Origin of the sequence: Actinoplanes sp. L3-i22 (assembly GCF_019704555.1) — a bacterium.
Lineage (GTDB): Bacteria > Actinomycetota > Actinomycetes > Mycobacteriales > Micromonosporaceae > Actinoplanes.
The window spans coordinates 11,544,634-11,556,301 of sequence record NZ_AP024745.1 but is presented as its reverse complement, the minus strand read 5'-3'; the positions used below and the strand labels follow the sequence as shown (position 1 = coordinate 11,556,301).

The following is an 11,668-nucleotide window of genomic DNA, read 5'->3' as shown; positions in this document are numbered from 1 at the left end:
TTTCCACCGGTCGGTACCCTTGTAAGGTGACTCTGCGCTTGTACGACACCGCGACCCGATCGGTCCGGGACTTCGTCCCGTTGACGCCCGGTCAGGTGGGGATCTACCTGTGTGGTCTCACCGTCCAGTCGTCGCCGCACATCGGCCACCTCCGCTCCGCGGTCAACTACGACGTGCTGCGCCGCTGGCTGCTGCACACCGGGCTGGACGTGACGTTCATCCGGAACGTGACCGACGTCGACGACAAGATCCTGGAGAAGGCGATCCGCGAGCGCCGGCCGTACTGGTCGATCGCGTTCGAGAACCGGCTCCTGCTCGACCGGGACTACCGCTCGCTCAACGTGCTGCCGCCCACCTACGAGCCGCTGGCCACCGGGCACATCACCGAGATGCACGAGCTGATCGGGACGCTGATCGAACGCGGTCACGCGTACCCGGCCGACAACGGTGACGTCTACTTCAACGTGCCGTCCTTCGACGGCTACGGCTCGCTCTCCGGGCAGGACCCGGCCGACATGCGGGTGCCGGCCGGCGGCGGTGAGCCCGACAAGCGCCACTACCAGGACTTCGCGCTCTGGAAGGGCGTCAAGGAGTCCGAGCCGACCGACGCGTACTGGCCGTCCCCGTGGGGCAAGGGCCGGCCCGGCTGGCACATCGAGTGCTCCGCGATGGCCCGGCGCTACCTGGGCGACGCGTTCGACATCCACGGCGGCGGCCTCGACCTCACGTTCCCGCACCACGAGAACGAGCTGGCCCAGTCCCGCGCGGCCGGTTACGGTTTCGCCAACTTCTGGGTGCACCACGCCCTGCTCAACCTGGGCGAGTCCAAGATGAGCAAGTCGCTGGGCAACGTGATCGACCTGCCCGCCGTGATCGAGTCCGGCATCCGCCCGGTCGAGTTGCGTTATTACCTGGGCAGCCCGCACTATCGCTCACGGATCGACTACACCGACGACGCGCTCCGCGAGGCCGCGGTGGCGTACAAGCGGATCGAGGGCTTCGTGCACCGCGCGGCCGAGGTGGTCGGCCCCGGCCGGCCCAAGGCCGTGCCGCCGGCGTTCGCCGAGGCGATGAACGACGATCTGAACACTTCGGCGGCGCTCGCGATCGTGCACGACACGATCCGGGAGGGCAACACCGCCCTGGCCGCCGGCGACGAGGCCGGCATCCGCGGCGCGCTGACCGCGGTCCGGGCCATGCTGGGTGTGCTCGGCCTCGACCCGCTCGACGCGGCGTGGGGCGGCGGCGAGGGCGGCAACGACCTCAGGCCGGTGGTCGACGGTCTCGTCGCCCTGGCACTGGAACAGCGGGCGCAGGCCCGTGCACGGAAGGACTGGGCGGCCGCCGATCAGGTGCGCGACCAGCTCAAGAACGCGGGTATTCAGGTGGAGGACACTCCGGCCGGGCCGCGCTGGACGGTAGGAGAGCAGCACTGATGCCGGGTAATTCACAGAACGCGAGCAAGCGGGCGACCTCGAAGAAGGGTGCCGCGGCGGGCTCCGGAGGCAAGAACCGGGCCAGCCTCAAGGGCCGGGGCAAGACCCTGCCGGCCGACGAGCGGCCGTGGCACAAGGGTTACTCGGGCACTGAGAAGCTGCCCGACAAGACCGCGCGCAAGCAGGACAAGGAGCGCCGGGCGGCGGCGGCCGAGGGCCGGGCGCCCAAGATCGGCCAGCCCGGCACCAAGGACACCACCTGGGGTCGCGGCGGCGGTCGTGCCCCCGGCATGACCCGGACCGCCGCGACCCGCGGTGGCGGTGGCGGCCGGGCAGCCGGTCCGCGCGGCCCGCGGATCGCTCCGGGGCGTCGCTCCAACCCGACCAAGGAAGGGCCCGAGCTGCTGCTCGGCCGTAACCCGGTGGTCGAGGCGCTGCGTGCGCTGGTGCCGGCGACCGCGCTCTACGTCGCGGTGGGCATCGACATCGACGACCGGGTCTCCGAGGCGGTCCGGACCTCCGGTGACCGGGGCATCCCGATCCTGGAGATCAGCCGCGCCGAGCTGGACCGGATGACCGGTGGCGTGCTGCACCAGGGCATCGGCCTGCAGGTGCCGCCGTTCGCGTACGAGAACTTCGACGACCTGGTCGCGGCCTCGCTGGAGCAGACCGCGCCGCTGCTGGTCGCGCTGGACGGGATCACCGACCCGCGCAACCTGGGCGCGGTGATCCGGTCGGTGGCCGCGTTCGGCGGGCACGGTGTCTTCATGACCGAGCGGCGGGCCGCCGGCATCACCGCGACCGCGTGGCGCACCAGCGCCGGCGCGGCCGCTCGGGTCCCGGTCTCGCAGGTGGTCAACCTGACCCGGGCGATCAAGGCGGCGCAGAAGCAGGGCTTCACCGCGATCGGCCTGGACGCGGACGGCGAGACCGATCTCTACCAGCTGGAGGCCGCGGTCGGCCCGCTGCTGGTGGTGGTCGGCTCCGAGGGCCGCGGGCTGTCCCGCCTGGTCGGCGAGACCTGTGACCTGCGGGTCAGCATCCCGATGGCGTCGGACGTGGAGTCCCTCAACGCCAGCGTCGCGGCGGCGGTCACCCTTGCCGAGGTGGCCCGGCGGCGCACGCACGGCTGATCCACCCCGAGTACACGAGTGCCCCGGTCCGTCTCGCGGACCGGGGCACTGTGCTTTCTCCGAGGGGTCAGCTCAGCGGGCCGGCGGCCAGCTGGGTGTTCCAGGCGGCGCTCAGCCCGCCGTCCTTGAGCGAGGTCGTCCCGTCGGCGAACAGGACCGCGATCCGGTCACCGTCCAGCGCCAGCTTGACGACGTTGTCCTCCTCGTTGACCCAGCCGGCGCTCAGGCCGCCGTCCTTGACCCAGGCGACGCCGCCGGTGGTCAGGGCCCCGATCCGATTGGCGGTCAGGGCCAGCTGCTTGACGCCGCCGAGCTCGTTGACCCAGGTGGTGCCGGTGATGGCGCCCTCCTTGACCCACGCGGTGCCGTCGTTGCCCAGCAGCCCGATCCGGGTGGTGGTCAGCGACATCTGCTTGACCAGGGTGCGCTGGGAGACCCAGGCGGTGCTGAGGCCGCCCTCCTTGACGTACGCGATGCCGCCGGTGGTCAGCACGCCGATCCGGTTCGTGGTCAGGGCCAGCTGCTGGACACCGGTCTGCTCGGTGAGCCAGGCGGCGCTGAGGCCACCCTCCTTGACGTACGCGATACCGCCGGTGGTCAGCACGCCGATCCGGTCGCCGGCCATGGCCAGCTGCTTGATGCCGGTGTGCTCCTTGACCCAGCCGGCGCTCAGGGCGCCGTCCTTGACGTACACCTCGCCGTCGGTGGTCAGCACGCCGATCCGGTCGCCGGCCAGGACGAGCTGCTTCACGTTCGTCCGCTCGTTCACCCAGGACGTGGCGGTCGGGGTGCCGTCCTTGACGTAGGCGACCCCGTCGGTGGTCAGGACGCCGACCCGGTCAACCGAGAGCGACACGCTCGCCCACGACTTCTTGTCCTTGAGGTGCGCCTCGTCCTGGCCCTTCAGGACGAAGTTCTGCACCGCGAACAGGGTGTTGGTGGCCAGCGCCTGGTTGGCCGCGGCGACCACGTTGGCCAGCCAGCCGTCCACGACCGCGGCGTCGCGGATGGCGGTGACCCGGGTGCGGTAGGCGGCGAGTTCCTTGGCGGCGGCGGCCTGCTCGTCCTTGGTGTTGGCGGCGGCGCCGTCGGTGAAGATGAAGTCGGACAGCGCTTTGTCGAGGTCGGCGTCGGCGGCGTTCAGAGCGGCCTGCGCGGCCAGGACGACCTCGGTGCCCTTGGCGGTGGAATGCACGGACAGCACGAACTGCCGGTTCGGGGCGTCGATCAGCTCCTGGGTGACCGGGAGCAGCAGCAACTGCAGCAGCGACTTCTTGGCGGCGGCGAGCTGCTCGGCCCGGATCCGGGCGGCTTCGGCCTCGGTCGCGTCCTTGAGCTGCTTGTCGATGTCCGCGGCCCGCGCGGTGGCGGCGCCGGTGGTCAGGAACGTGGTCCAGTCGGCCTGGGTGCCCTTGATCGCTTCGGCGGCGGCAGCCTGCACGAAGCTGCCCTCCTCGACCCGCTGCCAGACGGCGATGATGAAGTTCAGGTCGGTCAGATCCACCAGCGCGGTGTCCGCCGGGTCGAGACCGATGGTGACCAGCACCGAACGACGCAACGCCTTGGCGTGCTCGGCGGCGATCTCGGCCTGCGCGTCATCAGCGGCGGCGGCGAAGACGCCGACGGTGATGAACTGGTAGGCGGCCTGCGGGTCGGCGTTGTCGTAGGCGCGCAGGGCTTCGGCCTGCACATAGCTGTCGGGCTTGGCGTTACGCCACAGCGCGAGGACGAACGCCTGGTCGTCGGCGAGCAGCATCTCGATGTCCGGGTTCACGCCGATCGCGGCGGCGGCCTTGACCTTGTCCTCGTCGGTGGCCAGGTTCGTCGGATCAGCCACCACCCCGGCCGCCGCGGTGGTGACGTCCGCGGCCTGTACGGGCGCGGCCAGAACGGTCGACCAGACCGTGGTGGCGGTGAGTCCGGCCAGCAACAGATGCGCGGCCCGACGTTTCGTAGACACAAATTCCCCCATTGATGGAAACGAACAGCCGTGAGTCAGGGACACGTTCGCCGGATCGCCCCGCGAAAATGGTCAGGCGGTGATGTGACGCGTTCTTCCGGCGGTCATCTGCGCTTCATTTGCCGATGAGGGCCCTGACCGCGACCGATGTCGTCGACCGTCCACTGCGCATCCCCCCGTAGCAGCGATCACCGGCAGCGCCGGCCCGAGACTCGCCTGGTCCGCCCCACAAACGGGACAACCGGTCAGAACTCGATCGCATCTTCGTCAGGATCTTCACAGATGCCGAGGGCTCGTAGGCAACCCCACTGTCCGATATGTACGGATAGCCGAGGTTGATTGTGGAACTCGTCACATCGGCCCGGGTGATTGCCTGCACCATCCCGTGGAGGGGAGCGACGCCGTGCCGGGGCTTGCCTTACATTGTCCAGCGTCACTCGGCCGCACCTTCCGATCGCAATTCGGCACCCAGGGATTTCCGGTGCCGGGAAGCCCGGAACGGACGGCTTCTCACATGGGGGAATTTGTGTCTACAAAACGTCGGGCCGCGCATCTGTTGCTGGCCGGACTCACCGCCACCACCGTCGGGTCGACCGTTCTGAGCGCACCGGTGCAGGCCGCCGAGGTCGCGACCGCCGCGGCGGCCGGCGTGGTCGCCGATCCGACGAACCTGGCGTCCGCTGAGGAGAAGGTCAAGGCGGCCGCCGCGATCGGCGTCAACATCACCGTCGAGATGCTGCTCGCCGACGACCAGGCGTTCGTCCTCGCGCTGTGGCGCAACGCCCTGCCGGGCAGCTATGTGCAGGCCGAGGCGTTGCGGGCCTACGACAATTCGGATCCGCAGGCCGCCTATCAGTTCATCACCGTCGGGGTGTTCGCTGCGGCCGCGGATGACGCGCAGGCGGAGATCGCCGCTGAGCACGCCAAGGCGTTGCGTCGTTCGGTGCTGGTCACGATCGGTCTGGATTCGTCCGATACCGCGTTGGTGGATCTGACCGATCTGAACTTCATCATCGCCGTCTGGCAGCGGGTCGAGGAGGGCAGCTTCGTGCAGGCTGCCGCCGCCGAAGCGATCAAGGGCACCCAGGCCGACTGGACCACGTTCCTGACCACCGGGGCCGCTACCGCGCGGGCGGCGGACATCGACAAGCAGCTCAAGGACGCGACCGAGGCCGAGGCCGCCCGGATCCGGGCCGAGCAGCTCGCCGCCGCGAAGAAGTCGCTGCTGCAGTTGCTGCTGCTCCCGGTCACCCAGGAGCTGATCGACGCCCCGAACCGGCAGTTCGTGCTGTCCGTGCATGCCACCGCCAAGGGCACCGAGGTCGTTCTCGCCGCGCAGGCCGCGCTGAACGCCGCCGACGCCGACCTCGACAAGGCGCTGTCCGACTTCATCTTCACCGACGGCGCCGCTGCCAACACCAAGGACGAGCAGGTTGCCGCGGCCAAGGAGCTGGCCGCCTACCGCACCCGGGTCACCGCCATCCGCGACGCGGCGGTCGCTGACGGCTGGCAGCCGAGTCTGGTCGCCGCGGCGAACCAGGCGCTCGCCGACAACACCCTGCTCGGCCTGCAGACCTTCGTCCTGAAGGGCCAGGACGTGGCCCGTGCGCAGGACGACACCTGGGTGGCGACGTTCGTCCGGGACTTCAACGGTGACCGCAAGCGCGACATCGTCGGTATCGACGCCAACGGCGACATGAAGTACTACATCGGCGACGGTGCCGGGAAGCTGTCCGAGGGCGGCGCGATGTGGGCGACCGGCGGTCTCTGGAAGAACCACAAGTGGATCACCTCGGGTGACTTCAACGGCGACCTGAAGGCGGACGTCGTCGCCGTCGACGCTGTCGGCAACCTGAAGCTGTACGTCGGTAACGGTGCCGGGAAGCTGTCCGAGGGCGGCGCGATGTGGCCGACGGGCGGCGTCTTCACGAATTACAAGGGGCTCGTGGCGGGTGACTTCAACGGCGACAGCAAGACCGACGTCGCCGGTATCGACGCGGCCGGGGCGATGAGGCTGTACCTCGGCGACGGCACCGGCAAGGTGACCGACGGTGGCGCGATGGGTGGCGGCTGGTCGGGGTTCAAGGCAGTCGTCGCGGGTGACTTCAACGGTGACCGGAAGACCGACATCGCCGGCATCGACGCGAACAACGACATGAAGCTGTACGCCGGTGACGGCGCCGGAAAGATCGTTGCCGGCACGGTGATGTGGCCGGTCGGTGGGCACTGGTCCGGCTTCAAGGGGATCGTCGCGGGTGACTTCAACGGTGACCGGAAGACCGACATCGCGGGTATCGACGCCGGCAACGACATGAAGCTGTATGTCGGCGACGGAGCCGGCAAGTTGTCCGGCGGGACGGCGATGTGGGGGACCGGCGGACGCTGGGCCGGCTTCAAGCGCATCGGCTGACGGCGAGGAACGACTCGGGAGGCCCGGCGGGTGACCGCCGGGCCGTTCCGCGTCAGGTGGCCGGGCTGAGCCCGAAGGTGACGCGGTAGTCGCAGGCGCCCTTGCAGGACATCGTGGCCGAGTCGTCGAAGGCGTACGAGTAGGCGAACGGCTCCGCCTTCTTGAAGACCTGCGTGTAGTCGACCTTCCACTTGGCCGGCACGCACTTCTCCCGGCCGGCCCAGGCGCCCCGGCAGCAGGTCTCGTCGGTGTTGAACGCCGTGCACGGGTTCTTGCAGGCGACCAGCTTGCCGCCGCTGTTCACGGCCATCGAGGCCGGGCAGTCGACCGGCTTGGTGCAGCCCTGCTTCGAGCAGCCCTTGGCGCTCACCGGATCCTTGGTGACGGTGTGGAAGACATTGATCCACATCGGCAGGTTCGAGCCGTCGACCATGCTGACGTCATAGAAGTCCATGCCGCCCCAGGCGTCCAGGGCGAACTCGGCCAGCGTGGTCGGGGCCGGGTCGGGCTGCACGCACTTCTCGCTGTCGGCGCAGTAGCCGGACCGGCACACGGTCCGCCCACTGCCGTCGATCTTGCAGCCGGCCCGGGCCCAGATCCGGCCGCCCCACCCCTTGGGCAGCTTGACGCTGGTGGACGCGCCCGGGGCGAGCGTCCACCGGGTCTTCGCGATCGGATGCTCCTTCTGCTGGGTGGCCGCCACCCACAGGGTCTCCCGCGTCGCGTTCACGATCGTCACCGTGTGCGCCCCGGCCGCATGCGCCGGCACGCTGCTCTTCACCGGCGCCTTGGACGTCTTCGCCGGCGACGGCTTCGCCGCGGCGGCACTCTGCCCGGCCGCCGGCGACGGATCCATCGACACGTAGACCGGCTCACTCGACGCGGCAAGGGGCGCGGGCACCTCGTCCCCGCCGGCAGAACACCCGGTCAACGTCGCGATCAGCCCGGCCACCACCAGTGCGGCCCAGCCGCGTCTCCGGAAAGTCCCCACGACCCCTGCTCCTCACGACCGCGGGCGCCCCACAGCGCCGCCCCATGGGGAGAGGGTTGGACCGGCCACCGGATAACACAAAAGAGGCCCGCGAAACACGAGCCTCTTCCCAAGGGCCCCCGGTCGGGATCGAACCGACGACCTCCCGTTTACAAGACGGGTGCTCTAGCCATCTGAGCTACAGGGGCACTGTTTGAACAGCGACCGGGTCAGCATAACGTCCGGAAATGGGTTCGCCATCTTGGCAGGTCGGTTAGAAACGAATACGGTTGCGAGGCTGTTCCTTCTACTCGGATCGTCCGGCACGTTCCTGCCGGTGGAAAGGAAGTCGTTTCACCATGGCTACCGTCACGTACGAGAAGGCCTCCCGGATCTACCCGGGCACTGAGCGCCCCGCGGTCAACGAGCTCGAGCTCGAGATCAGCGACGGCGAGTTCCTCGTCCTCGTCGGCCCGTCCGGTTGTGGCAAGTCCACCAGCCTGCGCATGCTCGCCGGCCTGGAGGATGTCGACCGCGGCCGCATCCTGATCAACGACAAGGACGTCACGCACCTCCCGCCGAAGTCCCGGGACATCGCGATGGTGTTCCAGAACTACGCGCTCTACCCGCACATGACGGTGTACGAGAACATGGCGTTCGCCCTGAAGCTGCGCAAGACCCCGAAGGCGGAGATCGACCGCGCGGTGAAGGAGGCCGCCGGCCTGCTCCAGCTGGAGGAGTACCTCTCCCGCAAGCCGAAGGCGCTCTCCGGTGGTCAGCGTCAGCGTGTCGCGATGGGCCGCGCGATCGTCCGTCAGCCGCAGGTCTTCCTCATGGACGAGCCGCTGTCGAACCTCGACGCCAAGCTCCGCGTCCAGACCCGCTCGCAGATCGCCACGCTGCAGGCCAAGCTCGGCGTCACCACCGTCTACGTCACCCACGACCAGGTCGAGGCCATGACCATGGGTCACCGGGTCGCGGTCATGCTGGACGGCGTGCTGCAGCAGGTGGACACCCCGCGGGCGCTCTACGACACCCCCGGCAACGTCTTCGTCGCCGGCTTCATGGGCTCCCCGGCCATGAACATCAAGACCGTGGCCCTGACCGAGGCGGGCGCCACCTTCGGCGCGCTGAGCGTGCCGCTGACCCGTGAGCAGGTCGCGGCGGCGCAGGGCGGCGACGGCAAGGTCACCATCGGCTTCCGGCCGGAGGCCGCGACCGTCGTCACCGAGTCGGCCGGCGCGCTGCCGGTCGTCGTCGACCTGGTCGAGGACCTGGGCTCGGACGCGAACGTGTACGGCCACTCCGACCTGGGCGGCAGCCAGGAGCGCTTCGTCGTGCGGACCGAGCGTCGCTACATGCCGTCGATGGGCGAGACCGTCTACATCAAGCCGAACCCGGACGCGATCCACGTCTTCCACGCCACCAACGGCATCCGGATCTGACGTAACGCTTGACCGAACGGGCCGCCCGGCGACGGGCGGCCCGTTTGTCTGTCCAAGGCAGGTCAGCCGGCGAACCGGGTGACCACGAAGTCCTTCTCGGCGACGCAGGCCAGCACGGACGTGTTCCACGCGCAGGTGCCACTACGCACCTTCCGGAGCAGCCCGAGCTGCACCGGATCGTCGCCGGGGTGCACGCCGACCAGCGTCTGGTCGCCGACCGAGCTGGACAGCGGGTCGGAGAACTGCAGCACGTTGCCGGCGTCCAGGCGCACCGCGGTGCCGGGCACGTCGGTCCACCGGGCCTTGCCGGTCGCGTCGAACAGCGTGCTGGCCTCGTCGGTCAGGGCCAGCACCCCGTCGCCGACCGGGACCAGCGACTCGGCGCCCGGGGCCGGCCGGCGCCAGGCTTCCTGGTGCTCCTTCAGGTCGTACGCAATGATCTCGGTCTTGTCCTTGGCGTAGCCGACGGTCTCGACGAAGCAGATCCGGTCGTCGCCGCACGGGGTCAGCGCGTCGACCCGGGCGTCCTTCGGCGTGGTGTAGAGGATGGCCGGCTCGGCGGAGTCGAGTTTCGCCAGGTCGTAGGCGAGCAGCCGGTCGCTGCCGGACTCCTCGACGAACAGCCGGCCGTGATGGGCGACCATCTTGTCGCTGGTGTAGGCGACGTCGGGCCGCGGTTTGCCGGCCTTGCCGGTGCTCAGGTCGATCACCCGGGCCGAGCGGTCACTGGCGATCTGCACGACCTGGTCGTCGTCGCTCAGGTGCGGCGCGAACGGGCGGCCGAGGGAGCCCGCCGGGCCGGTCAGGTCGTCGGGGGTGGTCACGTCGAGGATCGCGCTGGCGGCCGCGCCGTCCGGGTTGGCGGTCTGCCAGCGCTCCTTGCCGGTGGCCAGGTCGAGGCCGTGCAGGACGCCGTGCTCGCGGTCCACGACCAGTGCCACGCCGGCGCCGAAGTGCACGGTGTCGGCGCTGCCCAGCGCGTATTCCCAGCTCAGGTCGCCGGTCTTGCCGTCGAGCCGGACCAGGCGCGCCTGGCTGGTGGTGTAGTCCGGGTCGGAGATCAGCACGACGGCGTCCGGCAGGGCGATCATCCGGGCCCAGCTCTTCGCGGCGCCGGCCGCCGTGCTCTTCCAGGCCTCCCGGCCCGAGTCGAGGTCGACCGCGGTCACGCCGGCCCGGCCCTGGTCGTCGACGCCGGCGAAGTAGGCCCGGTCGCCGATCACCTCGGCGTCCGACCAGTAGGAGGTGATCGGCGCGATCGGCTCGAACCGGGCGACCTCCGCGAGGGAGTGGTAGTCGCGGGGCGGGAAACCGGGCCGGAGCAGCAGCGCGGCGGTCACCCCGAGGGCGACGGCCGCGGCCAGGGCCGCGCCACCCAGAATCCAGAAGCCTTTGCGGTACGACCGGGGCCCGGTCACCGCCACGGTCTCGGTCGCGCCGCCCGGATCGGCCGGGGTGAGCGGCTCGGCGTGCGGAGCCGGTGACGTGGGCGGGTCCATCGAGTACGGCAGCGGGGCGCCGGACGCCCGGGCCCGGGCCTCGCCCTCGGCCCACGGGTCGACGGGCGCGGCGTACTGCCCGGTCGGTTCGTGCGCGGCGGTCGGCTCGTGCGCGGCGGTTGGTTCGTGCGCGGCGGTCGGCTCGTGCGGCGCGGTCGGCGCGGTGGGGGTCGGCGTCGCGGCGGCGGCGGTGCCCGTGGCGTACGGCGAAATGTCGTGATCTTGATCTGGGGTTTGCGAGCCGTCACCCGGAGCTGGCATTTCGTCGCCTCCACGGTCATGCTTTCGGCCCGTCATGCTACCGAGCGCACGCGCGTCGATCCCGACCGCTCACGTCCGGCCCGCAGCGGGGACCGCATACCCATCGTTAGGGTGGCGCCATGCGCATCGAACGCGTGACCGACGCGGCGGAGATCCAGCGGGGTGCCGACCTGTTCGACGCGCCGCCGATCCCCGAGGCGACCCGGCGGTTCCTCGCCGACGCGACGCATCACCTGCTGTTCGCCTACGACGACGAGAACCGGCCGGTCGGGATGATCTCCGGGGTCGAGACGACCCACCCGGACAAGGGCACCGAGATGCTGGTCTACGAGCTGGGCGTCGCGCCGGTCGCCCGGTTGCAGGGGATCGGGACGGCGCTGGTCTCCGCGCTGGCCGACCTCGCCCGGAAGAACGGGTGCTACGGCATGTGGGTGGCGACCGAGAACGACAACGCCGCCGGGCTGGCCACCTATCGATCCGCGGGCGCGCTCGAGGAGACCACGTTCACGCTGCTCAGCTGGGATCTCCTGATCGATCCGGCGGAATAGCCGGAT

At 70.1% G+C, this 11,668-nt stretch carries 8 protein-coding genes and 1 tRNA gene; 5 read left to right on the top strand and 4 right to left on the bottom strand.

All coding sequences use genetic code 11. The features are described 5' to 3' along the window. The first annotated feature begins 26 nt into the window (after positions 1-26). Together cysS and rlmB are read left to right on the top strand one after the other, a co-directional pair. A complete protein-coding gene (gene cysS / locus L3i22_RS51295) occupies positions 27-1,436 on the top strand; it encodes a cysteine--tRNA ligase (RefSeq protein WP_221324628.1) in 1,410 nt (469 codons plus the stop codon). Further along, positions 1,436-2,569, top strand: coding sequence for a 23S rRNA (guanosine(2251)-2'-O)-methyltransferase RlmB (gene rlmB / locus L3i22_RS51290; protein WP_221324627.1), 1,134 nt, complete (start codon positions 1,436-1,438; stop codon positions 2,567-2,569). Before cysS ends, rlmB begins: the two co-directional genes overlap by 1 nt. A gap of 67 nt (positions 2,570-2,636) precedes the next feature. On the opposite strand, the gene L3i22_RS51285 is transcribed toward rlmB, so the two are convergent. Continuing rightward, positions 2,637-4,529 (bottom strand): VCBS repeat-containing protein, encoded by a 1,893-nt coding sequence (locus tag L3i22_RS51285; RefSeq protein ID WP_221324626.1) that lies wholly within the window; start codon positions 4,527-4,529, stop codon positions 2,637-2,639. A 526-nt stretch (positions 4,530-5,055) separates the two neighbouring features. Between L3i22_RS51285 and L3i22_RS51280 the strand changes: the two genes are divergently transcribed. After that, positions 5,056-6,939: a VCBS repeat-containing protein gene (locus L3i22_RS51280; protein ID WP_221324625.1), complete on the top strand. Its 1,884-nt coding sequence runs from the start codon at positions 5,056-5,058 to the stop codon at positions 6,937-6,939. Between the two features lie 52 nt (positions 6,940-6,991). Here L3i22_RS51280 and L3i22_RS51275 read toward each other — a convergent pair whose 3' ends face one another. Together L3i22_RS51275 and L3i22_RS51270 are read right to left on the bottom strand one after the other, a co-directional pair. After that, positions 6,992-7,930: a thaumatin family protein gene (locus tag L3i22_RS51275; protein WP_255657761.1), complete on the bottom strand. Its 939-nt coding sequence runs from the start codon at positions 7,928-7,930 to the stop codon at positions 6,992-6,994. Positions 7,931-8,044: 114 nt separating this feature from the next. Then, positions 8,045-8,118: transfer RNA gene (locus L3i22_RS51270), tRNA-Thr, on the bottom strand. 150 nt (positions 8,119-8,268) lie between these two features. Between L3i22_RS51270 and L3i22_RS51265 the strand changes: the two genes are divergently transcribed. Next, positions 8,269-9,354 carry an ABC transporter ATP-binding protein gene (locus L3i22_RS51265; RefSeq protein ID WP_221324624.1) on the top strand — a complete coding sequence of 362 codons (1,086 nt, stop codon included), beginning with the start codon at positions 8,269-8,271 and terminating at the stop codon, positions 9,352-9,354. Positions 9,355-9,416: 62 nt separating this feature from the next. Here L3i22_RS51265 and L3i22_RS51260 read toward each other — a convergent pair whose 3' ends face one another. Further along, positions 9,417-11,114 (bottom strand): PQQ-binding-like beta-propeller repeat protein, encoded by a 1,698-nt coding sequence (locus tag L3i22_RS51260; RefSeq protein WP_221324623.1) that lies wholly within the window; start codon positions 11,112-11,114, stop codon positions 9,417-9,419. 119 nt (positions 11,115-11,233) lie between these two features. Here L3i22_RS51260 and L3i22_RS51255 point away from each other — a divergent pair, with 119 nt between their 5' ends. Next, positions 11,234-11,662, top strand: a complete 429-nt coding sequence (locus L3i22_RS51255; RefSeq protein WP_221324622.1) for a GNAT family N-acetyltransferase — start codon at positions 11,234-11,236, stop codon at positions 11,660-11,662. Positions 11,663-11,668 lie beyond the last annotated feature (6 nt).